Source organism: Nocardioides sp. GCM10023255, from assembly GCF_042653125.1.
Lineage (GTDB): Bacteria > Actinomycetota > Actinomycetes > Propionibacteriales > Nocardioidaceae > Nocardioides.
In genome coordinates, this window is sequence record NZ_JBHSHU010000009.1 from 482409 (window position 1) to 505841 (window position 23433).

Annotated in this window: 20 protein-coding genes; 14 read left to right on the forward strand and 6 right to left on the reverse strand. The window is 73.3% G+C overall.

Going from position 1 to position 23433, the window contains the following annotated elements:
* Window positions 1-2: 2 nt before the first annotated feature.
* The 3 genes from ACFO9I_RS16160 to ACFO9I_RS16170 form a co-directional block, all read right to left on the reverse strand.
* Entirely contained in the window at window positions 3-1130 is a 1128-nt protein-coding gene (locus ACFO9I_RS16160; protein ID WP_379182624.1) for an aminotransferase class I/II-fold pyridoxal phosphate-dependent enzyme, read from the reverse strand.
* Between the two features lie 111 nt (window positions 1131-1241).
* Window positions 1242-3284: an FAD-dependent oxidoreductase gene (locus tag ACFO9I_RS16165; RefSeq protein WP_379182626.1), complete on the reverse strand. Its 2043-nt coding sequence runs from the start codon at window positions 3282-3284 to the stop codon at window positions 1242-1244.
* The gene (locus ACFO9I_RS16170; protein WP_379182628.1) at window positions 3281-3811 is read right to left on the reverse strand and encodes a PadR family transcriptional regulator; all 531 of its coding nucleotides are present in this window, start codon (window positions 3809-3811) and stop codon (window positions 3281-3283) included. Before ACFO9I_RS16170 ends, ACFO9I_RS16165 begins: the two co-directional genes overlap by 4 nt.
* A 110-nt stretch (window positions 3812-3921) precedes the next feature.
* Between ACFO9I_RS16170 and ACFO9I_RS16175 the strand changes: the two genes are divergently transcribed.
* The 6 genes from ACFO9I_RS16175 to ACFO9I_RS16200 all read left to right on the forward strand — a co-directional run bounded on the left by ACFO9I_RS16175 (window position 3922) and on the right by ACFO9I_RS16200 (window position 11591).
* Window positions 3922-8190, forward strand: a complete 4269-nt coding sequence (locus ACFO9I_RS16175; protein WP_379182630.1) for a BTAD domain-containing putative transcriptional regulator — start codon at window positions 3922-3924, stop codon at window positions 8188-8190.
* Between the two features lie 120 nt (window positions 8191-8310).
* On the forward strand, window positions 8311-8595 hold the full coding sequence (locus ACFO9I_RS16180; protein ID WP_379182632.1) for a hypothetical protein: 285 nt from the start codon (window positions 8311-8313) through the stop codon (window positions 8593-8595).
* Between the two features lie 44 nt (window positions 8596-8639).
* Window positions 8640-9110 carry a DUF4396 domain-containing protein gene (locus tag ACFO9I_RS16185; RefSeq protein WP_379182634.1) on the forward strand — a complete coding sequence of 157 codons (471 nt, stop codon included), beginning with the start codon at window positions 8640-8642 and terminating at the stop codon, window positions 9108-9110.
* Window positions 9111-9127: 17 nt separating this feature from the next.
* A complete protein-coding gene (locus tag ACFO9I_RS16190) occupies window positions 9128-9997 on the forward strand; it encodes an ABC transporter substrate-binding protein (protein ID WP_379182636.1) in 870 nt (289 codons plus the stop codon).
* Window positions 9994-10854, forward strand: a complete 861-nt coding sequence (locus ACFO9I_RS16195) for an amino acid ABC transporter permease (protein WP_379182638.1) — start codon at window positions 9994-9996, stop codon at window positions 10852-10854. Before ACFO9I_RS16190 ends, ACFO9I_RS16195 begins: the two co-directional genes overlap by 4 nt.
* Window positions 10851-11591: an amino acid ABC transporter ATP-binding protein gene (locus ACFO9I_RS16200; protein ID WP_379182640.1), complete on the forward strand. Its 741-nt coding sequence runs from the start codon at window positions 10851-10853 to the stop codon at window positions 11589-11591. The genes ACFO9I_RS16195 and ACFO9I_RS16200 overlap by 4 nt, the downstream gene beginning before the upstream one ends.
* 454 nt (window positions 11592-12045) lie before the next feature.
* On the opposite strand, the gene ACFO9I_RS16205 is transcribed toward ACFO9I_RS16200, so the two are convergent.
* A complete protein-coding gene (locus tag ACFO9I_RS16205; protein ID WP_379182642.1) occupies window positions 12046-12996 on the reverse strand; it encodes a hypothetical protein in 951 nt (316 codons plus the stop codon).
* A gap of 441 nt (window positions 12997-13437) precedes the next feature.
* On the opposite strand from ACFO9I_RS16205, the gene ACFO9I_RS16210 reads away from it, so the two are divergent.
* The 7 genes from ACFO9I_RS16210 to ACFO9I_RS16240 all read left to right on the forward strand — a co-directional run bounded on the left by ACFO9I_RS16210 (window position 13438) and on the right by ACFO9I_RS16240 (window position 20393).
* A complete protein-coding gene (locus tag ACFO9I_RS16210) occupies window positions 13438-14595 on the forward strand; it encodes a CaiB/BaiF CoA transferase family protein (protein WP_379182644.1) in 1158 nt (385 codons plus the stop codon).
* Window positions 14596-14617: 22 nt separating this feature from the next.
* Window positions 14618-15349 (forward strand): glutamine amidotransferase, encoded by a 732-nt coding sequence (locus ACFO9I_RS16215; RefSeq protein ID WP_379182646.1) that lies wholly within the window; start codon window positions 14618-14620, stop codon window positions 15347-15349.
* 57 nt (window positions 15350-15406) lie between these two features.
* Window positions 15407-16138, forward strand: a complete 732-nt coding sequence (locus ACFO9I_RS16220) for a hypothetical protein (protein WP_379182648.1) — start codon at window positions 15407-15409, stop codon at window positions 16136-16138.
* A gap of 44 nt (window positions 16139-16182) precedes the next feature.
* Entirely contained in the window at window positions 16183-17640 is a 1458-nt protein-coding gene (locus ACFO9I_RS16225) for a flavin-containing monooxygenase (RefSeq protein WP_379182650.1), read from the forward strand.
* 67 nt (window positions 17641-17707) lie between these two features.
* Window positions 17708-17902 (forward strand): CsbD family protein, encoded by a 195-nt coding sequence (locus ACFO9I_RS16230; protein ID WP_379182652.1) that lies wholly within the window; start codon window positions 17708-17710, stop codon window positions 17900-17902.
* Window positions 17903-18123: 221 nt separating this feature from the next.
* A complete protein-coding gene (locus ACFO9I_RS16235) occupies window positions 18124-19650 on the forward strand; it encodes a DEAD/DEAH box helicase (protein ID WP_379182654.1) in 1527 nt (508 codons plus the stop codon).
* A 56-nt stretch (window positions 19651-19706) separates the two neighbouring features.
* The gene (locus tag ACFO9I_RS16240; RefSeq protein WP_379182656.1) at window positions 19707-20393 is read left to right on the forward strand and encodes a type II CAAX prenyl endopeptidase Rce1 family protein; all 687 of its coding nucleotides are present in this window, start codon (window positions 19707-19709) and stop codon (window positions 20391-20393) included.
* A gap of 9 nt (window positions 20394-20402) precedes the next feature.
* Here the strand turns inward: ACFO9I_RS16240 and ACFO9I_RS16245 are convergent, their stop codons facing one another.
* A complete protein-coding gene (locus tag ACFO9I_RS16245) occupies window positions 20403-21317 on the reverse strand; it encodes an NAD(P)H-binding protein (RefSeq protein WP_379182658.1) in 915 nt (304 codons plus the stop codon).
* 22 nt (window positions 21318-21339) lie between these two features.
* Window positions 21340-22107: a MerR family transcriptional regulator gene (locus tag ACFO9I_RS16250; protein WP_379182660.1), complete on the reverse strand. Its 768-nt coding sequence runs from the start codon at window positions 22105-22107 to the stop codon at window positions 21340-21342.
* A gap of 99 nt (window positions 22108-22206) precedes the next feature.
* Between ACFO9I_RS16250 and ACFO9I_RS16255 the strand changes: the two genes are divergently transcribed.
* Window positions 22207-23418 (forward strand): acetyl-CoA C-acetyltransferase, encoded by a 1212-nt coding sequence (locus ACFO9I_RS16255; RefSeq protein ID WP_379182662.1) that lies wholly within the window; start codon window positions 22207-22209, stop codon window positions 23416-23418.
* Window positions 23419-23433: the final 15 nt, after the last annotated feature.

A 23433-nucleotide genomic window follows, 5' to 3' on the forward strand; every position in this document is an offset into this window, starting at 1 on the left:
GGCTAGGCCGTCATCGCCTTCGCCAGGCGCAGGACGACCTGCTCGAGCCGGTCGGCGCTGGTGGCAACGTTGACGCGCGCGTGCCCGGCCAGCCCGGGCTGGTAGTCCGCGCCCGGTGCGACCCGGACACCCTGCTCCAGCGCGACCGCGGCGGGGTCCGCGTGCCCGTAGCCGCGCAGGTCGAGCCAGGCGAGGTACGTCGCCTCGAGCGGCCGGGTCCGCGCGTCGGGCAGGTGGACGGCGAGCAGGTCGCCGAGGAGGTCGCGCTGGTCGGCCAACCGGGCCACCAGGGCGGAGTGCCAGTCGTCGCAGTCGCGCCACGAGGTGACCGCGGCGATCATCCCGAGAGGCGAGTAGGCGTGGTTCTGCGGCAGCGGGACGCCCCGGAGCCGGGCCTGCTCGGTCTCGTCGAGCACGGTCACCTGCGCGGTGTGCAGACCGGCGGTGTTGAAGGTCTTCGAGGGGCTGGTGACCAGGATGCCGCTCCGGTCGACGGAGAGGTACGGCGTGAAGCTCGCGCCCGGCAGGGTGAGAGGACCGTGGATCTCGTCCGCGATCACGCGGGCGTCGTACCTCCCGGCGAGCTCGGCGAGCGCCTCCAGCTCGGCGCGACGCGGCACCCGGCCGAGCGGGTTGTGCGGGTTGCAGAGCAGCAGCGTGCGGGCGCCGGCGCGGAAGGCATCCTCGACCGCGTCGAGGGCGAGGGTGGCGTCGGGGGTGTCGGGGTCGGTCTCGACGGCGACCAGCTCGCGGCCGGTGATCGCGACGACCTGGCGGAACGGCGGGTAGCAGGGGAGCGGCACCACGACCGGGTCGGGCGGGCAGAGCACCTCGAGGGCGAGCCGGATGCCGGCGATGACGTCGCCCACGACCACGCTCGCGTCAGCCGGCGGGCGCCAGGCCCACTGCCGCTCCGCGAACCCCGCGAAGGCCGCGCCGACCCCGCCGTCCCCGAAGGGCGGGTAGCCGGCGGTCCCGCGGCGTACGGCGTCGGTCACCGCCGCCACGACCTGCGGCGCCAGCGCGTAGTCCATCTCCGCCACCCACGCCGGCAGCACCCCCGGCTCGACCGCCCCCCACTTCAGGGGCAGCGCGGCCCGGGCCTCCTCGTCGCCGAGATCAACGATCATGCTGTCGAACCTAGCCCGGCCCCGAACATGTAACGCGGTGTCCACGGCACTGGTGCGGTGGCGCAGCGCCGCACCAGACACGTGGACACCGCGTTACATGGGGAGGCGCGCCTAGAGCCCCGCCGCGACCCGGGTGCCCTGCTCGATCGCGCGCTTGGCGTCCAGCTCGGCGGCCACATCGGCTCCGCCGATCAAATGCACCGTGGCTCCGCCGATCAGGTGGGGCGTCGCGTCGGTGTCGACCAGCTCGTCGTACAGGTCCCGCACCGACTCCTGGCCGGCGCAGAGCACCACGTGGTCCACGTCGAGGACGTGGGCGACGCCGTCGACGGAGTAGTGCAGGCCCTGGTCGTCGACCCGGTCGTAGGTGACGCCGCTGACCTGGACCACGCCCGACTGCTTGAGGACCGCGCGGTGGGCCCAGCCCGACGTCTTGCCCAGGCCGATGCCGATCGGGGTGGTCTTGCGCTGCAGCAGGGTGACCTCGCGGACCGGCGTGCGCGGCTTGCGCTCGGTCAGGCCGCCGGGGTGCACGGCCGGGTCGCCGACGCCCCAGTGCGCCATCCAGTCGTCCTCGGTGTCGGCCGGGTCGTGGGTCAGGAAGTGGCTCACGTCGACCCCGATGCCGCCGGCGCCGATCACCGCGACCCGGTGACCGGGCACGACCGCGCCGCTCAGCACGTCGGCGTACGACACCACCTTCGGGTGGTCGATCCCGTCGAGGTCGGGCGTCCGGCCGACCACGCCGGTGGCGACGACGACGTCGTCGTACGCCGCGAGGTCGGCGGCGGTGGCCTCCGTGCCGAGGCGTACGTCGACCCCGAGCACCTCCAGCCGGCGCGTGTAGTAGCGCAGCGTCTCGGCGAACTCCTCCTTGCCGGGGACCTGCATCGCGAGGCGGAACTGGCCGCCCAGCGAGTCCGACTTCTCGTAGAGCGTGACCGCGAAGCCGCGCTCGGCCGCCGACACCGCGGCCGCGAGGCCGGCCGGCCCGGCGCCGACGACCGCGACCGACCCCGCCCGGCGGGTGGGCCCCAGCCCGATCGGCTCGAGCACCAGCGTCGTCTCCCGGCAGGCACGCGGGTTGACCAGGCAGGAGGCTTTCTTGTTCTGGAACACGTGGTCGAGGCAGGCCTGGTTGCAGGCGATGCAGGTGTTGATCTCGTCGGCCCGGCCGGCGGCGGCCTTGGCGACGAGGTCGGGGTCGGCGAGCAGCGGCCGCGCCATCGAGACCAGGTCGGCCTCACCGGCGGCCAGGATCTCCTCGGCCAGCTCGGGGCCGTTGATCCGGTTCGACGCGCAGACCGGCACCGACACCTCGGCCTTGAGCCGGGCCGTCGCCGAGCGCCACGCACCCCGCGGCACCTGGGTGATGATCGTGGGAACCCGCGCCTCGTGCCAGCCGATGCCGGTGTTGAGGACGGTGACGCCGGCCTCCTCGAGCCGGTGTGCGAGCTCGGTGACCTCGTCCCACGTCTGGCCGCCCTCGACGAGGTCGAGCAGCGAGATCCGGTACATGATCGGGAAGCCGTCACCGACCAGCTCGCGCGAGCGCCGCACCACCTCGACCGGGAACCGCATCCGCTTCTCGGCCGAGCCGCCCCACGCGTCGGTGCGGTCGTTGGTGCGCGCCGCCAGGAACTGGTTGATCAGGTAGCCCTCCGAGCCCATGATCTCGACCGCGTCGTACCCCGCCTTGCGCGCCAGCGCCACCGACCGGGCGAAGTCGGAGGCGGTGCGGTCCACCGCCCTCGACGACAGCGCCGAGGGACGGAACGGCGTGATCGGCGACTTCGCGGCCGAGGCGCTGACGCTCAGCGGGTGGTAGCCGTAGCGGCCGGCGTGCAGCACCTGCAGCGCGATCGCGCCGCCCTCGTCGTGCACCGCACCGGTCACGTCGCGGTGCCGCATCGCCTGCAGCCGGGTGGTCATCTCGGAGGCGAACGGCTTGAGCCAGCCGCGCTTGTTGGGCGCGTAGCCGCCGGTCACGATCAGGCCGACGCCGCCGCGGGCGCGCTCGGCGAAGTACGCCGACAGCGCCGGCAGGTCGCGCACCCGGTCCTCCAGGCCGGTGTGCATCGAGCCCATCACCACGCGGTTGCGCAGCGTCAGGTCGCCCAGCTCGATGGGGGAGAGCAGGTGGGGGTAGCTCACTGGTGTGCCTCCAGGTACTCGGTGATCCAGGCGATCCAGAACTCCTCCAGGCGGATGCCGCCGCGCAGGACGAGGTACTGGTCGAGTGCGTGTCCGGTCAGGGACTCGGGGTGGGGATGGTCGCGCCGCTCGAGCTGCTCGTAGTGGGCCAGCCGGGCGTGGTGCTCGGCGAGGTTGGCGCGCAGCACGTCGAGCACGGCCGCGCGCTCGCCGTACGACGCCCCGCGCATCTTCACGGCCAGCTCGCTGCGCAGCGGCTCCATCGGGGTGGGCGCGGCCAGCCACTCGGCGAGCACGCGCTCCCCGGCCGCGGTGACGGCGTACACCTTCTTGTCCGGCTTGCCGGTCTGGGCGACCTCGGTGACGCTCACCCAGCCGTCGGTGTCCATCCGGGCCAGCACGCGGTAGATCTGCTGGTGGGTGGCGTGCCAGAAGAAGCCGATCGAGCGGCCGAACCGCTTGGCGAGGTCGAGGCCGGACGCGGGCTGCTCGCGGAGCGCGACCAGCAACGCGTGTTCCAGGGCCATGGTCCCAGCCTGCCCGACCTATGCAACGAAGTGCAATAGTGAGGTCGACCACCACGGGTCATTCCCGGTCCGATCCGTTGACGCCCCCACCCCGGGCGGGACAGTCGAACATGGGCATCGCGGTGCTCGGTCCCCTCGAGGTCGACGGCGCCGCGCTCGGCGCGCGCGACCGGGTGGTGCTGGCCGCCCTGGCGATGGCCCCGCGGCAGGCGTTGGGCGCCGAGCAGCTCGCCGACGCGCTGTGGGGCGCCGCGCCGCCGCCGTCGTGGCGCAAGAACCTGCAGAGCTGCGTCGTCCGCCTGCGCCGGGTGCTGGGACCCGACGCCATCGTGACGACGCCGCAGGGATACCGGCTGGCCGTGCCCCACGACGACGTCGACGCGGACGTCTTCGAACGGCTGGCGGCCCGCGGACGGGAGCTGCTCACCCTCGGGGAGGACGAGCGGGCGGTGTACTCGCTCGCCCGGGCGCTCGCGCTGTGGCGGGGCCGGCCCTTCTCGGAGCTCGAGGAGTGGGAGCCGGGCCGGACCGAGGCGGGGCGCCTCGGGGAGCTGCGGCTCGGCGCGGAGGAGGACTGGCTCGACGCGTCGCTGCGCTCCGGCCACCACGCGGAGGTGCTGTCCCGCGCCCAGGCCATGGTCCGGGACGCGCCGTTGCGCGAGCGACGGTGGCAGCTGCTCGCGCTCGCGGAGTACCGGTGCGGTCGCCAGGGCGAGGCGCTGGGGACGGTGCAGGAGCTGCGCCGGATGCTCGCGCGGGAGCTCGGGCTCGACCCCGACCCCGCGACGCTCGCGCTGGAGGAGGCGATCCTGCGCCAGGACCCGGCGCTCGTCGTCGCGCCGGCGCCCGCCGTGACCGACCACTCGCCGTACCTCGGCCTGAGCGCGTACGACGTCGCCGACGCGGAGGCGTTCTTCGGGCGCGACCGCGACCTCGCGGCGTGCCTGCAGCGGCTCCACGAGACCGGGGTGCTGGCGGTCGTCGGGCCCTCGGGCAGCGGCAAGTCCTCGCTGGTGCGCGCCGGCGTGGCGGCGGCGCTGCGCGCCGGCGGGCATCCCGTCGAGGTCGTCACGCCCGGCGCACGGCCCCTCGACTGCTGGCCGTCGGTGCAGCCGGGGCCGCGCCCGACGGTGGTCGTGGTCGACCAGTGCGAGGAGGTCTTCACCCTCTGCCGCGAGCCGGCCGCGCGCACGGCCTTCCTGGACCTCCTGGTCACCCACGCCGCGGCGCGCGACGGGCCCCGGCTGGTCGTCGCCCTGCGCGCGGACCGGATGGGCGACCTGGCCGGGCAGCCGGCGTTCGGGCGCCTCGTCGAGCAGGGTCTCCACCTGCTCGGGGCGATGGACGAGGACGGCCTCCGGGCCGCGATCGAGGGTCCGGCCCGCCAGGCCGGCCTGGTGCTGGAGCCCGGCCTGGTCGACCTGCTGCTGCGCGAGGTCGAGGGTGAGCCGGCGGCGCTGCCGCTGCTGTCCCACACCCTCCGCGAGACGTGGGTGCGCCGGGAGGGCCGCTCGCTGACGGTCGCGGGGTACCGCGCCTCCGGGGGCATCCGGCAGGCGGTGGCCCGCACGGCCGAGGACGTCTACGAACGACTCGACGAGCGGCAGCGCGGGATGTTGCGGGAGCTGATGCAGCGCCTGGTCGCCCCGGGCCCGGAGGGCCAGCCGGTCCTGTCCCGGGTGCCGCGGCGCCTGCTGGGTGGCGACCCGACCCAGCAGGCGATCGTCGAGACCCTGGTCGGCGCCCGCATCCTGACCAGCGACGAGGACTCCGTCGCGCTGACGCACGAGGCGATCGTGCGGGCCTGGCCACGCCTGGGCAGGTGGCTCGACGAGGACCTCGAGGGCCGCCGGATCCTGCACCACCTGGCCGCGGCGGCGCAGGAGTGGGACCGGCTCGGGCGCCCGGTCAGCGAGCTCTACCGCGGCGCCCGGCTCCAGGGCGCCCTGGACTGGCAGCGGAGCGCGCGGCCCGAGCTCGCCCGCTCCGAGAGGGAGTTCCTGGACGCCGGTCGCGAGCTGGCCGAGGTCGAGGAGCGTTCGGCGTCCCGCCGCGCGCACGAGCAGGCCAGGATGATCCGCCGGCTGCGGGTCGTGCTCGCCGGGGCCGTGGGGCTGCTCCTGGTGGCTCTGGTGGCGACGGTGTTCGCGGTCCACCAGGGCAGGGTGGCCGACCGCAGCGCGTCCGCCGCCACCCTCGCGGGGACCGCGGCGGTGGCCCGGGCGGCCGGCGCCGCCGCCCTGGTCACCGACGACATCGACGAGTCGCTGCTGCTGGCCGTCGCCGGCGTGCGCCTCGACGACTCGGTCGCCAGCCGGCGCAGCCTGCAGGCGACGATCGCGCGCTTCCCTCGGCTGTGGTCGTCCACGCCGATGCCGGGGGAGGAGCAGGTGCTGGGGGTCGACGTCGCCGCCCGTGGCGGGCTGGTGGCGACGATGGACTACCTGCAGACCGTGCGGGTGTACGACGGCAGCTCGGGCCGCCTCGTCGCCTCACGCCAGGTGGGGCAGCCCAACGGCGTCGGGATCGAGCGGGACAGGCTGGTGGAGTTCGCGCCGGACGGTCGGTCGCTGGCCGTGGTCGCCACCGGCGGCGGCGACCCGGCGGTGCTGCTCCTGGATGCGCACACCCTCCGGCCGGTGGCCGGGCTGGCGGCGCCGCGGGGACGCGGCTGGGTCGGCACCGACCTGGCGTTCAGCGCGGACGGCAGCCACCTCGCCGCGGCGGTGCGCCGGGTGCAGGTCGTCCGCGAGGACCCGAGCACCGGGAGCGTCGCCGCTGTCGCCGCGGCGGCCCTGGTGTGGGACCTGCGGCAGGGGGGTCCGCCGGTGCGGGTGCCCCTGCGCGACCCCGAGTGGCAGTCGGTCGCGCTCAGCCCCGACGGCACCCGCCTCTACTCCACCGGCCCGCTCACCGTGCACGACCTCCGGAACGGCAGCCACCGGGTGCTCGACGACCGCGTCGTCGGCCCCCTCGAGATGGGCCGCGGCGGCCGGACGCTCGTGACCACGTCCTGGAACGGTCCGGTGGTCGAGGACCTGCGCACCGGTCGGTCCACCCGCATCGACACCGACCTGGACGTGGCCGACGTCCGCCTCAGCCGGGACGCACGCACGCTCCTGCTCGTGCAGTGGGGCGACCGGAAGGCCGAGGTCTGGCGGCTCGACGGGTCGAAGGTGGACGGGCCCCGGGTGACCCTCGACCTCGACCGTGGCATGGCGCGGGCGGTGGACCTGGCCGCCGACGGGACCTACGTGTACTCGACCAGCGGCAGCACCGCCCTGCGCCGCTGGGACCTCACCGGACGCCGCGAGCTGGTCCGCCGGGTCCGCCTCCCGCTGCGGCGCGAGCAGGGTGCCTTCAGCGTCGTGTCCCCGGACGGACGCCGGGAGATCTTCGCCGCTGCCGGCCGCTACTCGTTCGGCTTCCGTGACCTGCGCACCGGTGAGGAGACGCGGCTGATCCCCTGGGGCGCCGGCTACCGGCACACCATCGGCGCCTGGCACCCCGACGGCCGCCACTACGCGAGCGCGGTGGGCGACCGGCTCTCGATCTGGGACATGCGTACCGGGCGGCTCGCCGAGTCCGCCCGACTGCCCGGCGACCGCGTCTCCGAGATCGACTTCTCCCCGGACGGCACCAGGCTGGCCGTGGCCGAGGTGTCCGGACGGGTCACCATGCTGTCGACCCGGACCTGGGAGCCGGTGGGCAGGCAGGTCGAGGTCGGCGACAAGGTCTCGTGGGTCCAGGCGGTCCCCGACGACCGGACCGTCGTCGTCCTCACCGGGGGGCCGGGCACCCAGCAGCTGCGCATCGCCCCGAGCCCGGGCTGGGCGGTGCTCGACCTCGAGGCCGGCACCGTCAGGTCACGCGGCGACCTGGGCATGGCACACGGCTCGTGGCTGGACGTCTCGCCCGACGGGAGGTACGCCGCGGTGGCCGGCGGCACCTTCGCGGAGCGGATCGACGCGACCGGAGCGGACGGCGTGCTGGCGGTCCTCGACCTGCGGGCCGGCCGGCTGGTGCGACCGCCGGTGATCGCCCACCAGGGCGCGGCCTTCCAGCTCGCGTACTCCCCGGACGGGACCCGGATCCTCACCACCGGCCTGGACGGGACGGTGGCGCTCTGGGACGCGGCTCGGGGCACCTCCCTGGGGCGGGTGGAGCTCGACGGCCGGCCGTACACCGCCGCCGCGTTCACCGACGACGGGCACGAGGCGCGGATCGTGGAGTGGTGGTCCGGGCGGGTCTGGACCTGGCCGCTGGACACGGACGCCGCGCTGGTGCACGCCTGCCGGGCCGCCGGGCGCGACCTGACCCTCGAGGAGTGGCGGGACCACTTCGGCGGCCTGCCCTACCAGCGGGTGTGCGCGGCCTGACCCGCCCTGACCTGCGCGGATACCGGGCCGATACCGATCGTGAGGCGGTGCGGTACCACCCGCTGCCAGACCTGAGGCAGACGCGGAGCAGCCCGCTCCGCCTGTCGAAGGAACATCGTCATGAACCGCTACTCGCTCGCTTCCGACTCCCGCTCGTGGTGGCTGCCCGCCGGCGCCGCCGGCCTCGCCTCCGCCGGCGTCCTGGCGGCCTGCCTGGCCCTCGTCCCGACCGGTGGCGCGAACGCCGACCTGCGGGCGCCGCAGGAGGACGTCCAGCGCGGCTACGCCCACATCCCGGCCGAGACGTGCCCGCCGCCCCCCGATCCGGCGTACGTCGCGGGTCCCTGGGTCGCGCCCGACTCCCGGTGCGACTCGCTGCGCCACTGGTGGAGGTACGTCCGGTGACCCACCCTTGACCATATACCCCCTAGGGGTATATGGTCGGGCGCATGAACAGCTCCTGGAAGATGGCCGCCACCGCGACGCTGCACTGCCTGACCGGTTGTGCGATCGGCGAGGTGCTCGGGATGGTCCTCGCCACCTGGTGGGGGTGGGGCAACCTCGCGAGCGTGGTGCTGTCGGTCGCGCTGGCGTTCTTCTTCGGCTACCTGCTGACCTTCCGTGGTGTACGCCGGGCCGGGCTCGACGTGCCGACCGCCGTGCGCACGGCGCTGGCCGCCGACACCATCTCGATCCTCACCATGGAGGTCGTCGACAACGGCTTCCTCGTGCTCTGGCCCGGCGCCATGGACGCGACCCTGGCCGACGCGCTCTTCTGGGCCACGCTCGCGGCCTCGCTGGCCGTGGCCTTCGTCGTCACGGTGCCGGTGAACCGCTGGATGATCGGACGGGGCAAGGGGCACGCGGTCGTCCACCAGATGCATGACAACCACGAGATGCACGACCACATGGGCCACTGAAACCGTACGATTTCTCCATGCGCCTGCGTGGATCCGTCGTCACCCTGCCCCTGATGCTGCCGGTTCTCGTGGCAGCGGCCGCCTGCGCCCCGCAGGACGAGAGCCCGTCCGCGTCGGACTCGGCCAGCGCCGGCTCGTGCGCGAAGGCCGACCTGCCGCTGCAGCAGGCCGGCACCCTCACGATCGGCACCGACTCCCCGGCGTACGACCCCTGGTTCAACGACAACGACCCCACCAACGGCAAGGGCTACGAGTCGGCGGTGGCGTACGCCGTGGCCGACCAGCTCGGCTTCTCCAAGGACGAGGTCACCTGGGTCAAGGTGCCGTTCAACAGCTCCTACAAGCCCGGGCCGAAGGACTTCGACTTCGACATCAACCAGATCTCGATCACGCCCGCCCGGGCGAAGGTGGTCGACTTCTCCGACGGCTACTACTCCGCGGCGCAGGCCGTGGTCGCCCTCAAGGGGACCGCCGGCGCCGAGGCCAGCAGCCTCGACGACCTCAAGGGGCTGCGGCTGGGCGCCCAGACCGGCACCACGTCGCTCACCGCCATCCGTGACGTGATCCAGCCCGAGCAGGACCCGGCGGTCTTCGAGGACACCAACGCCGCCAAGCAGGCGCTGCAGAACGACCAGGTCGACGCGATCCTCGCCGACCTGCCGACCGCCTTCTACATCAGCGCCGTGGAGATCCCGGACAGCACGATCGTGGGCCAGTTCCAGCCCGAGACCGGGCAGCAGGAGGAGTTCGGCATGCTCTTCGAGAAGGGCAGCGAGCTGGTGCCCTGCGTCAACGAGGCGCTGGCGACCCTGAAGGACGACGGCACCCTCGACGACCTGGAGAAGAAGTGGCTCTCCGACGTCGTCGACGTGCCGACCCTCCAGTGAGCGCGCCGGCACCGACCTGGACCCCGAGTCCCCGCGAGCTCGAGCGGCGTCGGCTCCGGCAGCGGATGCGGCTGCGGTCGATCCTGGTCGCGACCGTCGCCCTGGTCGTCGTCTTCGTCGGCCTCGGGCTGCTGGTCGTGACCTCCCCGGGGTGGGACCGGGTCCGCGAGTCGTTCTTCAACGGCTTCCACGCGAAGGCGTCGCTGCCCGACATCCGCGACGCCTTCTGGCTCAACGTGAAGATGTTCCTGATCGCCGAGCCGCTGATCCTGGTGCTGGCCCTCGCCATCGCGCTGGCCCGCGGTGCCCGGTCGCCGTGGCTGGTCCCGCTGCGCGTGTCGGCGGTGGTCTACACCGACGTGATCCGCGGCATCCCCACCATCCTGCTGATCCTGCTGCTCGGCTTCGGCATGCCCGGCCTGCGGCTCCAGGGCGTGCCGAACAGCCCGTTCTTCTGGGCCACCACGGCGCTGGTGATCTCCTACAGCGCCTACGTCGCCGAGGTGTTCCGTTCCGGCATCGAGTCGATCCACCCCTCCCAGCTGGCCAGCGCGGAGGCGCTCGGGCTCGGCCGCGGGCAGACCATGCGGTACGTCGTCGTCCCGCAGGCGGTGCGCCGCGTCGTACCTCCCCTCCTGAACGACTTCGTGTCCCTGCAGAAGGACACGGCCCTGGCCTCCACGCTGGGCGTGTTCGAGGCGGTCTTCGTGGCGCGCGACTACACGGCGTACAACTTCAACTACACGCCGTACGTCGTGGTCGCGGTGTTCTTCGTGGCGCTGACGATCCCGCTGGCGCGGTTCACCGACTGGCTGGGTCGGCGCTACGCCGAGCGCGAGCGGGCGGGGGCGCGATGAGCTCCTCGCTGCTCGAGGTCGCCGACCTGCGCAAGTCGTACGGCGACCGCGTGGTGCTGGCCGACGTCGACCTGGTCGTGGAGCCGCACGACGTCGTCTGCCTGATCGGGTCGTCGGGCTCGGGCAAGTCCACGCTGCTGCGCTGCCTGAACCTGCTCGAGGACATCGACGACGGGGTGATCCGGTTCGAGGGCCGCGAGATCTCCGACCCGCGGATCGACCGGCGCGCCGTGCGCAGCCGGATGGGGATGGTGTTCCAGGCCTACAACCTCTTCCCGCACCTGACCGTGCTGGAGAACTGCACGCTGGCCCCGCGTCGCGTCCACGGTGTCTCGCGCGCCGAGGCGGAGACGCGGGCGCGGGCGCTGCTCGAGCAGTTCGGGCTCGCCGACCAGGCGGCCAAGCACCCCGACCGGCTCTCCGGCGGGCAGCAGCAGCGGGCCGCGCTGGTCCGTGCGCTGTGCACCTCGCCGACGCTGCTCCTGCTCGACGAGATCACCGCGGCGCTGGATCCCGAGCTGGTCGGGGAGGTGCTGACGATCGTGCGCGACCTGGCGTCACAGGGGACGACGATGGTGCTGGCCACGCACGAGATGAGCTTCGCGCGCGAGGTCGCCACGCAGGTGTGCTTCCTGCACGAGGGGCGGATCCTCGAGAAGGGCCCGCCCGCGCAGATCCTCACCGACCCGCGGGAGGCGCGGACGCGGCAGTTCCTGCGGCGGGTGCTGCCGGGCTGACCTCGCCGCGGGTGGGTCCCGTCATGGGCGGTGAGTCAGCCACCCTTTGCTGCGCGCGAACGGTGGTCAGCTCACCGCCCGTTCGCGGGCGCTGGGGCTGGGGCTGGCGGTGAGTCAGCCACGGTTTGCGTGCCGGGAACGGTGGTCTGCTCACCGCCCGGGGGCGGGCGCTGGGCTGGGGCTGGGGCTGGCGGTGAGTCAGCCACGGTTTGCGTGCCGGGAACGGTGGTCTGCTCACCGCCCGGGGGCGGGCGCTGGGGCTGGGGCTGGCGGTGAGTCAGCCACGGTTTGCGTGGCGGGGACGGTGGTCAGCTCACCGCCCGGGGGCGGGCGCTGGGGTTGGCGGTGAGTCAGCCACGGTTTGCGTGGCGGGGACGGTGGTCAGCTCACCGCCCGTTCGCGGGCGCTGGGGTTGGCGGTGAGTCAGCCATGGTTTGCGTGGCGGGAACGGTGGTCAGCTCGCCGCCCGGCGGTTCTTGGGGCCCACGGCATCGGACACCTGGGCGAACAGGAGCCGCCACTTCTCGCCGAACACCGGCGGGGGCCCGTCGTACCCGTTGGCCACGAGTGCCCGGAAGACCTCGCCCACCGTCGTGCGGGCGCGGGCGAGCTTCTCGCGCGTGACCTGCACGTACGTGACCTGGGCGCCGCGCATCAACGCGTAGCGGCCGAGGTCGGCGACGTACTGTTCCCGGTCCTCCTGGTGCTGCGCTCCTTCGTACTCGACCACGGTCCGCCAGCGCGTGTAGACCAGGTCGCCGATGACGGTCACGTCCTCACCCACCGGCACCGGCACGTTCACGTCGGGTGCCGGCAGGTCGGAAAACTCCAGCACTGCCCGCATCTCCGACTCCTTCAGGGAACGCGAGCGCTCGTCGAGGTAGTCGAGGATCCACACCGCCTCGTGGGCTCCGTCCCGCCAGAGGGCCGAGAGCGCCAACGTGTGCAGGTCGTCGATGGTCATGTAGCCGTGGTGCAGCAGCCAGTCCCCGACCTTGATCGCGTCGATCACCCTCGCCCGGGCGACGTAGGCGATGAACGCACCGGCGGGGTTCACGCCGACCTCGTCGGTCGGGGCGAGCTGCTTGGTGCGATGGAGGAAGACGCCGTCGATGGCAAGGTGATGGTCGCCCTCGACCACGAAGTGCAACGGCCGCCGCGGCCCGAAGTCCAGTCCCAGCTGCTGCAGACGGCTGAGGCCGGTCAGGTACGCGGAGTCAGGAAGGGCGAGCCGGGCCGCCTCGACCCAGTCGGCCTCCGTCATCTCGTGGTCGCGGTGGCGCCAGACCTTCTGGTGGATCCGGACGAACCGTTTGCCGTCGAGCATCCGCGGCGTGACGCCGGCTGCAAGTGCCTCCGGGCGGGTGAAGGGGCCGGCCCTCAGGGCCTCGGGAACAGATCTCATGCGCCGATGGCACCGGCCGGCGGAGACAGACGTCAGTGGCGTCGCGGACGGTTGTGGACGACCAGCTCCGCGACGTGCGTTGTGCACGGGCGCTGGCCGCCACGTCGGCGGTGACCAGGCCACGGTTCTTGGGGCGTGAACGGTGTCCAGCTCACCGCCGGCGGCAGCGACCGGGTGCGGGCGGTGAGTCAGCCACGGTTCTTCGGGCGTGAACGGTGTCCAGCTCACCGCCGGCGGCAGCGACCGGGTGCGGGCGGTGACCAGGCCACCGATCTCAGGGCGTGAACGGTGTCCAGCTCACCGCCGGGGGCAGCGACCGGGTGCGGGCGGTGACCAGGCCACCGATCTCCGGGCGTGAACGGTGTCCAGCTCACCGCCCACGGCAGCGCCCACTCCCGGACGGGCCACCACCGTGACAGCACCAATGTCATGATCGCCCCCATGAGCTACGCACTCGGCCAGGGGACAGGACCGCTCAGGGGCGTCAAGGTCGTCGAGATCGCCGGCATCGGCCCGGGGCCGCACGCCTGCATGATCCTCGCCGACCTGGGGGCCGACGTGATCCGCGTCGAGCGGCCGGGCGGGCAGTTCCTGGCCGGCGGCCCGCACAACCTGCTCAACCGGGGCCGGCCCAGCGTGGCCCTGGACCTCAAGCGCCCCGAGGCGATCGCCACGGTGCTCGAGCTGGTCAGGGACGCGGACCTGCTCGTCGAGGGGATGCGGCCCGGGGTCGCGGAGCGGCTCGGCCTCGGCCCCGAGGACTGCCGCGCGGTCAACCCGCGCCTGGTCTACGGCCGGATGACCGGGTGGGGCCAGGACGGGCCGCTGGCGCAGGCCGCCGGCCACGACATGAACTACATCTCGGTCGCGGGCGCCCTGCACGGGCTGGGCCAGGACAAGGACCGGCCGCACTTCCCGACCAATCTCGTGGGCGACTTCGGCGGCGGGTCGACGTACCTCGTCATCGGCCTGCTCGCCGCCCTCCTCGAGGCCCGCGTCAGCGGAGAGGGGCAGGTCGTCGACGCGGCGATCGTGGACGGCACCGCCCACCTCAACGCGATGACCGCCGCCTTCCTCGCGGCCGGCGGCTACAAGGAGGAGCGCGCCGCGAACCTCCTCGACGGCGGGGCGCCGTACTACGACCTCTACGAGACCGCCGACGGCCGGCACATGTCGGTGGGTGCGCTGGAGCCGCAGTTCTACGACCTCTTCGTCGAGCTGCTCGGCATCGGGGAGGAGGCACCCGACCGCTTCGACCCGGCGCGCAGCGACGAGCTCCGCGCCCTCATCGCCGCGCGGTTCCGGACCCGCACCCAGGCCGAGTGGGTCGAGCTCTTCGAGGGCACCGACGCCTGCGTCGCCGGCATCATCCCGATCAGCGAGGCCGCCGAGCACCCGCACCTGAAGGCGCGGGAGACCTACGTCGTGCGCGACGGGCTGCTCCAGCCGAGCCCCGCGCCGCGCTTCTCCCGCACCCGGGCCACGCTCACGACGCCGCCCACCCCCGAGGCGGGCTGCGACACCCGCGCGGCGCTGACCGCGTGGGGCATCGAGGACGTCGACGGTCTCATCGAGCAGGGCGCCGCCGTCCAGGCCTGAGCCGGCAGTCGACAATGGGACGGTGAGACCGTTCCTCTTCCTCGGCACCCGCGCCGAGGACGACGTCGCCGACAACGAGTACGCCGCGGTGCTGGCGTGCGCGGGCCTCGACGAGCACGACGTACGACGCGTACGGCTGGAGCGCGACGAGCTCGGCCAGGTCGACCTCGACGCCTGGTCGGGGATCGTGCTGGGCGGGGGACCGTTCAACATCAGCGACCCGCCGGAGGCCAAGTCCGCCACCCAGCACCGGGTCGAGGCCGAGCTCCGCGGTCTGGCCCTGCGGGTCGTCGAGGAGGACTTCCCGTTCCTCGGCGCCTGCTACGGCGTCGGCACCCTCGGCTCCCTGCACGGCGGGCTGGTCGACAGGACGTACGGCGAGCCGATCGGCGCGGTCGACATCGCCCTGACCGAGGCCGGCCGGGCGGACCCGCTCTTCGACGGGATGCCCGGGTCCTTCTCGGCGTACCTCGGGCACAAGGAGGCCGTGACCCGGCTGCCGGCGGACGCGACGCTGCTCGCCTCCTCGGCCACCTGCCCGGTGCAGGCGTTCCGCCTGGGCAGCAACGTCTACGCCACGCAGTTCCACCCCGAGCTCGACGTCGAGGGCATCTGCCTGCGCATCGACGCCTACCGCCACCACGGGTACTTCGACCCGCCCCGGGCCGAGGAGCTGATGGCCCTGGCCCGCACCGCGGTGATCACCGAGCCGCCGCGGCTGATCGCCCGCTTCGTGGAGCTCCACGCGCGCTGAGCGCCGCCGGGTCCTTGGACCCTGACCCAGGCGCAGGTGCGGACGCAGGGTGGAGGGATGGATGACACCGAGGCTCCGGGGGACGTGGACGTCCAGCTCCTCGAGGCGATGCTGAACCTGACGAAGTACCACCGCGAGCACGAGAAGTTCTACGGGTCCTCGCCGCGCGAGTTCGCCGTGGTGCTCCAGCGGCACGCGCGCAGCCTCCAGGCGCTCGCGGACACCTGGGCCGCTGCTTCTCCGCCGGGGCGCGCGGCGCTGAGTCCCTACGAGGGCGCCGTGGAGCTCAACAGCGACGGCGCCCTGCAGCTCGACGGGGTGCTCTTCATGGAGGGTGGCGCCCCGCCGACCGAGATCGCCCACCTGGTCCGCGACCTGCGCACCGCGGCGCAGGACCAGCGCGAGATCGGGGAGTGGCTGGCCACCGCGATGGGGGCGTCCTGGGACGTCGCCTCGGCCGTGCTCGGGGTCGCCGGCCTCGCCGACGTGCTGGGGGAGCGGCACCGGATCATCGCCAACGACTGGCAGGCGGCCGAGATGAGCGCCCTCGCCGGTCGGGTGCTCGACCGGGCCGCCGACATCCTCGACCGCGTCGACTTCTCGGCCCCGGCGCTGCGTGCCGACCTCGCCGCCGGACGGGTGTCGGTCGGGCTGCTCTACTCCGCCGCCGAGATGGTCGACCACGCGGCGGACCTCCTCAGCGACTCCGCCGAGCTCGTCCACGGCAACGAGCGCCGGTGGCGGGTCTTCCGCGAGCGCGTGGCCGCCGCCGTCGCCGCCCAGGCCTGAGGCGCCGCGGGCCGGGCTGGTGAGACCCCAGTAGGTTGCGTGCCATGAGCACGCAGGAGGGCGGGACCCCCGAGCACGTGGACGTGCTGGTCGTCGGTGCCGGCCTCTCCGGCATCGGCGCGGCCTGCCGGCTGCGCACCGAGCACCCGGGCCGCAGCGTCGCGATCCTCGAGAGCCGGGGCGCCAGCGGCGGCACGTGGGACCTCTTCCGCTACCCCGGCATCCGGTCCGACTCCGACATGTTCACCTTCGGCTACCGCTGGCGGCCCTGGCCCGGCGACCAGGCGCTGGCCGACGGGGCCTCGATCCTCGACTACGTCCGCACGGTCGCCGAGGAGTACGCCGTCGACGAGCTGGTGCGCTACCACCACACGGTGCGCCGGGCCTCCTGGGACTCCGGCTCCGCCCGGTGGACCGTCGAGGTCGACACCGACGAGGGGCCGACCACGCTGACCACGAGCTTCCTCTACGCCTGCGCCGGCTACTACGACTACGAGCAGGGCTACTCCCCGGAGTTCCCCGGTGCCGAGCGGTTCACCGGCGAGATCGTGCACCCGCAGGCCTGGCCCGAGGACCTCGACCACACGGGCAAGCGGGTCGTCGTGATCGGCAGCGGCGCGACCGCGGTCACGCTGGTCCCCGCGATGGCAGGGGAGGCCGAGCACGTCACGATGCTGCAGCGCTCGCCGTCGTACGTCCTCTCCCGGCCCGGCCGGGACCCGCTCGCCCGGCGGCTCGAGAGGCTGCCCACCAGGCTCACCTTCCCGGTGGTGCGCTGGAAGGCGATCCTGCTGGCGGTGCTGAGCTTCACCGTCGCGCAGCGCCGGCCCGACCTCGCCAGGAAGCTGGTGCGCAGGGCGACCGCCGAGCAGCTCCCGCCCGGCGTCGACGTCGACGTGCACTTCAACCCGGCGTACAACCCCTGGGACCAGCGGCTCTGCTTCGTGCCCGACGGCGACCTGTTCAGGGCGCTGCGCAACGGCACCGCCTCGGTGGTCACCGACCACGTCGAGACGTTCACCGAGAAGGGCATCCTGCTGCGGTCCGGCGAGGAGCTCGAGGCCGACGTCATCGTCACCGCCACCGGGCTCAACCTGCGGCCGATGGGCGGGATCGACCTCGAGGTCGACGGACGCAAGGTCGACGTCGCCGAGACCATGACCTACCGCACGCTGATGCTCAGCGACGTGCCGAACTTCGCCTTCACCATCGGCTACACCAACAACTCCTGGACGCTGAAGGCCGACCTGGTCGCCGACTACGTGTGCCGTCTCCTGGCCCACCTCGACCGCACCGGCACCCGCACCGTCGTCGCGCCGCGCGACCCCGAGGTCGGCGAGGAGCGGCTGCTGACCTTCAGCTCCGGCTACGTCCTGCGCGCGCTGGACCGGCTCCCCAAGCAGGGCGACCGCGAGCCGTGGAAGCTGCGCCAGAACTACCTGTACGACGTCCGGTCGCTGCGTCACGCGGCGCTCGACGACGGCGTGCTGAGGTTTGCGTGAGCGCCCGCTGGGCACGGACCGGGTGCCACGCGCGGCATCGGTCGCGCGACTCGTGACGGAGGAACACATGAGCTTCAGCGACAAGGCGGGCAACAAGGCCGAGGACCTCGGCGGCAAGGCCAAGGAGGCCACCGGCAAGGCCACGAACGACGAGAGCCTCGAGGCCGAGGGCAAGGCCGACCAGACCAGCGCGTCGGTCAAGCAGGCGGGCGAGCACGTCAAGGACGCCGCCAAGAACGTCAAGGACGGGCTGACCAAGTAGCACCCACCTGTGCGGCGACGCGCCGCGAATAGGTGGCCACGGGCTGCTGACCTAGACTGGGGTCAGCAGCCCGTTCCGTCTTGCCTCGGGCTTCCGCGCCGGCCGACCCGCTCCACTCGTGGACGCAGGCGCCGCGCCCCTCCTCGTGAGGCCTGCTACTTCGCTCCCGTCGCCGACGGGAGCAGCTTGGCGAGACACGCCAACAGTGAGTGAACCCCCTCTTGTCCTCTCCGCAGTCCACCCTGTCCTTCTCCGAGCTGGGCGTGCCCGGCAACCTCGTCGCGGTCCTCACCGAGCGCGGCATCACCACCCCGACCCCCATCCAGTCGGCCACGCTGCCGGACTCCCTCGCGGGCCGCGACGTGCTGGGCCGCGGCCGCACGGGCTCGGGCAAGACCTACGCGTTCCTGCTGCCGATGGTGGCCCGCCTGGTCGCCTCCGGCCGCCCGGCCCGCCCGAAGGCCCCGCGCGCCCTGATCCTGGCGCCGACCCGCGAGCTGGTCGGCCAGATCCAGGAGTCGCTCGAGCCCCTGGCCGCGGCCGCCGGCCTGACCACCCGCACCGTCTTCGGCGGTGTCGGGCAGAACCCGCAGGTCCAGGGCCTGCGCCGCGGTGTCGACATCGTGATCGCCTGCCCCGGCCGGCTCGAGGACCTGATCGGCCAGGGTCACTGCACCCTCGGCTCGATCGAGATCACCGTGCTCGACGAGGCCGACCACATGGCCGACCTCGGCTTCCTGCCCGCGGTGCGCCGGCTGCTCGACCAGACCCCCCAGCAGGGCCAGCGGCTGCTGTTCTCGGCCACGCTCGACAAGGCCATCGACGTGCTGGTCAAGCGGTTCCTGACCTCGCCGGTCACCCACGAGGCCGACTCGGCGCAGTCGCCGGTCGCCGCGATGGACCACCACGTCCTCCACCTCGCCCGCGAGCACCGGGTGCCGGTCCTGGTCGACCTGACCAGCGCCCCGGGCCGGACCGTGGTCTTCACCCGTACGAAGCACGGCGCCAAGGCGCTGACCCGCCAGCTGAACAAGAGCGGCGTGCCGACCGTCGAGCTGCACGGCAACCTGAGCCAGAACGCCCGCACCCGCAACATGGACGCGTTCCACTCCGGCAGGGCCACCACGCTCGTCGCGACCGACATCGCCGCCCGCGGCATCCACGTCGACGACGTGGCGCTGGTCGTCCACGCCGACCCGCCGGTCGAGCACAAGGCCTACCTGCACCGCTCGGGGCGTACGGCGCGCGCCGGTGCCGCGGGCACCGTCATCACGCTGATGACCGACGACCAGGTGCGCGACGTCCGTGACCTCACCCGCGCGGCCGGCATCAAGCCCACCACCACCAGGATCAACGGTGCGACCCACCCGGTCCTCGCCGAGCTGGCCCCCGGTGAGCGGGTCACCGTGCCCGGCGGCCTCGTCGTCGAGACCCCGGCCCCGGCGCCGGGCAGCGGCCGGTCGAACGGCACCGGCAACAGCACCGGCAGCCGGCCCGGCGGCGGCCGCAACCGCTCCCGCCGCAGCCGCGGTGGCCAGGGCTCGCGCGGCGCCGGGTCGTCCCCGCAGACGTCCGGCTCGGGCCAGCGGTCCGCGCAGGGCGCCAAGCAGGGCCCGAAGCAGGGTGCGAAGCAGGGCTCCGGCGGCGCCGCCGGCGGCTCGGGCGGCTCGCGCCGCCGGTCCGGCGGCCCGTCGTCGGGCGGCCAGTCCCGCCACAGCGCGGCCTCCTTCAGCACCGGGCGCCGCTGACCGACCGGTCCGCCGTCTCACCCGCCCCCGTACAGTCGCGGCGGAAGGGGTGAGTCGTGCGGACCTGGTTGCAGCGAGCGCTGTGGGACGTCGTCCCGCGTGACCACTGGGAGACGCCGCAGGCCCTGCGGCGTCGCCAGGTGGTGACCATCGCCTTCGTGGTCCTCGGAGGCCTGGTGCTGGGCTTCTCGCTGCGCATCGAGCCCGGGAGCCCGTGGTTCTACCCCGCGACGCTGGTGCTGGCCGGGGTGTGGACCGTCGGGGCGTTCGCCTCGGGGCCGCTGCACCTGGGCCGGATCTCGCACTCCACCGGGCTCCGGCGACCGGTGATCACCCCGGTCCTGCTCGGGCTGGTGCTGGTCGGCGTCTTCCTCGTCGGCGGCCTGCTCGTCCGGCAGGTGTCCTTCCTCGAGGAGCAGGTGCGCTCGGTGCTCGACCACGCCAACGAGGGCGCCTGGCCGCTGCTGGTGCTGATCACCGCGGTGAACGGGATCGCGGAGGAGCTGTTCTTCCGCGGCGCGGCCTACGCGGCGACGCCGCGCTACCCGGTGCCGGTCACCACGCTGGCCTACACGCTGGCCACGCTCGCGACCGGCAACGTGATGCTCGCCTTCGCGGCGGTGCTGCTCGGGGTCCTGGTGGGGCTGCAGCGCCGGGCCTCCGGCGGGATCCTCGGGCCGATCCTGACCCACGTCACCTGGTCGGTGTCGATGCTGTTCCTGCTGCCCTGGCTCTTCGGCTGAGCCGACGGATCACTCCCCGGTGCGGCCGCGGTCCTCGATCGCGCGGCGCACCGCCTCGGCGTACGGGATCGGCTCGCCCGGCACGATCTCGCGGATCGAGTGGTCGGTGACGACCACCTCGGTGCCCATCGAGTCGATGAGGTTGCGCGCCGTGGTCACGTCGACGTCGGTCACGAACGAGAGCCAGTACGACGACAGCTTGGGCGTCAGCACCGGCACCCGGACGATCGGGACCCGGTGCCCGGCCGAGATCTCCGCGGCGACCTGCAGCATCTCGAGGTAGGTCATCTCCTCCGGCCCGCCGATCTCGTACACCCGGCCGTAGGCCTCGGGGCGGCCGATGACGCCGGCGAGGTAGCGGATCACGTCGTCCAGCGCGACCGGCTGGGTGCGCGTGGAGACCCACTTCGGCACGACCATCGCGGGCAGGTTCTTCACCAGCTGGCGGGTCAGCTCCCACGAGATCCCGCCGGCGCCGACCACGATGGCGGCGCGCAGCACCGTCACCGGCACGCCCGCCTCGCCGAGCAGGTTCTCCACCTCGCGGCGGGAGCGCAGGTGGGCCGAGAGGTCGCCGTCCTCGGCGCCCAGGCCGCCCATGTAGACGATCTGCTGCACACCGGCCGCGGCGGCGGCCCGGCCGAACGTGCGGGCGGCCTCGGCGTCCTTGCGCTCGAAGTCGGGATGGTCCAGGGAGTGCACGAGGTAGACGGCGACGTCGGCACCCTCGAGCGCGTCGCTGAGCGACGCCCGGTCCTCCACGTCCGCGCCGACCGGCTTCCCCGGACCGTCGTACTCCTGGGGCCGCCGGGTCATCGCCCGCACGTCCAGCCCGCGCTCGACCAGCTCGGGCACCAGGCGCCTGCCGATGAAGCCGGTCGCTCCGGTGACCAGGACGGTCGGGTGGTCCAGGGGTGCGCTCATGACCCCACCCTAGGAACAGGTCCTAGGAACGGTCCCGCGAACCGGCGGGGGAGCGGCGCGCCCGCTGGGCGATGCCCTCGCGCTTGGTCTCGTCCATGGCGCTCTCGTAGGCCTGCACCAGGCTGGCGATCGACAGCGGCTTGAGCCGCTCGACCACCTCACGCACCCGCTCGGGTGAGGTGCCGGACTCCTTGTAGACCGGCCACGCCTTGGTGCGGAAGACCTCGTAGAGCTCCTCGGCGATCTGCCGGCCGTGCTTGGCGTAGACGTCGGCGGCCGCCAGCGCCGCCTCCGTCGGGAAGCCGAGGTCGAGCAGGCCCAGGCCCACCGACAGCTGCGAGACCGCCACCTGGTGCTTGCCGCGCCGCGCGGGGAAGACGACGCCGAGCGCCGCGAGCGTGGTCAGGTCCTCGTCGCTCAGCGTGCGCCCGGCCCGCTTGTCCAGGTCGGCCCGGGTCATCTCGATGGGCGACTCGTGCTGCCACGGCGCCAGCATCGTGCGCTGCAGCGCGATGTCCTCGGGCGTGGCGTCACGGGGGATGTTCGCGACGTACTTCTCGATCGCCGACAGCGTGAACCCGTGGCTCTGCAGCTCCTGGACCAGCTCGAGCCGGGCGACGTGGTCGGCGTTGTAGTAGCCGGACCGGCCGCGCCGGATCGGCGGGGGCACCAGCCCCTTGGTCGTGTAGAAGCGCACGTTGCGCACGCTCATGCCGACGCGGCTGGTCAGCTCGTCGAGGGTCAGCAGCTCGCGTGCGGTGTCGCGTGCGGAGTCCAGGGTGTCGGTCATGCCGCTCCTTCGTGGGTGAGCCGGGCCACATCGCGGGCCGCCTTGACCATGACAGCAATAGTGTCACAATCGAGGTCTCATCGGATGACAAGGACGGTCATGGCAGAAGCATTCGTGTACGACCACGTTCGTACGCCGCGCGGCAAGGGCAAGAAGGTCGGCTCGCTGCACGAGGTCAAGCCGGTCGACCTCGTGGTCGGGCTCCTCGACGAGATCAAGGTGCGCAACCCCGGGCTCGACCCCGAGCGGATCGACGACGTCGTGCTCGGCGTGGTCTCCCCGGTGGGTGACCAGGGCGGTGACATCGCCAAGACCGCGGCGCTGAAGGCGGGCTACCCCGAGACCGTGGCCGGCGTGCAGCTCAACCGCTTCTGCGCCTCGGGCCTCGAGGCCGTCAACCAGGCCGCCTCGCGGGTCCGCGGGGGCTTCGAGGACCTGATCCTCGCCGGTGGCGTGGAGTCGATGAGCCGGGTGCCGATGGGCTCCGACGGCGGCGCCTGGGCGATGGACCCCGACACCGCGCTGAAGACCGGCTTCGTGCCGCAGGGCATCGGCGCCGACCTGATCGCGACGCTCGGCGGCTGGGGCCGCGGCGACGTCGACGCGTACGCCGCCGAGTCCCACCACCGGGCCGCCAAGGCCTGGGCCAACGGCTACTTCGCCAACTCGATCGTCCCGGTCAAGGACCTGAACGGGCTCACCGTGCTCGACCACGACGAGCTGGTCCGCCCCGACACCAGCCCCGAGGGCCTCGCGGCGCTCAAGCCGTCGTTCGCCGACATCGGCGCCCAGGCCGGCTTCGACGACGTGGCGCTGGAGAAGTACCACTGGGTCGAGCGGATCGACCACGTCCACCACGCCGGCAACTCCTCGGGCATCGTCGACGGCGCCGCGATCATGGCGATCGGCACCGAGCAGGTCGGCACGGACCTCGGGCTGACCCCGCGGGCGCGGATCCTCGCGACCGCCGTCTCGGGCGCCGACCCGACGATCATGCTCACCGGCCCCGCCCCGGCCGCGCGCAAGGCGCTCGCCAAGGCGGGGCTCGAGGTCGAGGACATCGACCTGTTCGAGATCAACGAGGCCTTCGCCGCGGTGGCGATGCGATTCATGCAGGACATGGGGATCAGCCACGAGATCACCAACGTCAACGGCGGCGCGATCGCGATGGGCCACCCGCTGGGCGCGACCGGCGCGATGATCCTCGGCACCCTCGTCGACGAGCTCCAGCGGCGCGACCTGCGCCGTGGCCTCGCCACGCTCTGCGTCGGCGGCGGCATGGGCATCGCCACGATCGTCGAGCTCGTCTGAGCGCCGGACCACCGA

Excerpts from the sequence above, each read along its gene's own strand:
- ACFO9I_RS16205 (WP_379182642.1), bottom strand. The coding sequence starts at position 12,996 with ATGAGATCTGTTCCCGAGGCCCTGAGGGCCGGCCCCTTCACCCGCCCG.
- ACFO9I_RS16250 (WP_379182660.1), bottom strand. The coding sequence starts at position 22,107 with ATGACCGACACCCTGGACTCCGCACGCGACACCGCACGCGAGCTGCTG.
- ACFO9I_RS16175 (WP_379182630.1), top strand. The coding sequence starts at position 3,922 with ATGGGCATCGCGGTGCTCGGTCCCCTCGAGGTCGACGGCGCCGCGCTC.
- ACFO9I_RS16210 (WP_379182644.1), top strand. The coding sequence starts at position 13,438 with ATGAGCTACGCACTCGGCCAGGGGACAGGACCGCTCAGGGGCGTCAAG.
- ACFO9I_RS16225 (WP_379182650.1), top strand. The coding sequence starts at position 16,183 with ATGAGCACGCAGGAGGGCGGGACCCCCGAGCACGTGGACGTGCTGGTC.
- ACFO9I_RS16160 (WP_379182624.1), bottom strand. The coding sequence starts at position 1,130 with ATGATCGTTGATCTCGGCGACGAGGAGGCCCGGGCCGCGCTGCCCCTG.
- ACFO9I_RS16180 (WP_379182632.1), top strand. The coding sequence starts at position 8,311 with ATGAACCGCTACTCGCTCGCTTCCGACTCCCGCTCGTGGTGGCTGCCC.
- ACFO9I_RS16200 (WP_379182640.1), top strand. The coding sequence starts at position 10,851 with ATGAGCTCCTCGCTGCTCGAGGTCGCCGACCTGCGCAAGTCGTACGGC.
- ACFO9I_RS16220 (WP_379182648.1), top strand. The coding sequence starts at position 15,407 with ATGGATGACACCGAGGCTCCGGGGGACGTGGACGTCCAGCTCCTCGAG.
- ACFO9I_RS16245 (WP_379182658.1), bottom strand. The coding sequence starts at position 21,317 with ATGAGCGCACCCCTGGACCACCCGACCGTCCTGGTCACCGGAGCGACC.
- ACFO9I_RS16185 (WP_379182634.1), top strand. The coding sequence starts at position 8,640 with ATGAACAGCTCCTGGAAGATGGCCGCCACCGCGACGCTGCACTGCCTG.
- ACFO9I_RS16170 (WP_379182628.1), bottom strand. The coding sequence starts at position 3,811 with ATGGCCCTGGAACACGCGTTGCTGGTCGCGCTCCGCGAGCAGCCCGCG.
- ACFO9I_RS16255 (WP_379182662.1), top strand. The coding sequence starts at position 22,207 with ATGGCAGAAGCATTCGTGTACGACCACGTTCGTACGCCGCGCGGCAAG.
- ACFO9I_RS16230 (WP_379182652.1), top strand. The coding sequence starts at position 17,708 with ATGAGCTTCAGCGACAAGGCGGGCAACAAGGCCGAGGACCTCGGCGGC.
- ACFO9I_RS16190 (WP_379182636.1), top strand. The coding sequence starts at position 9,128 with ATGCGCCTGCGTGGATCCGTCGTCACCCTGCCCCTGATGCTGCCGGTT.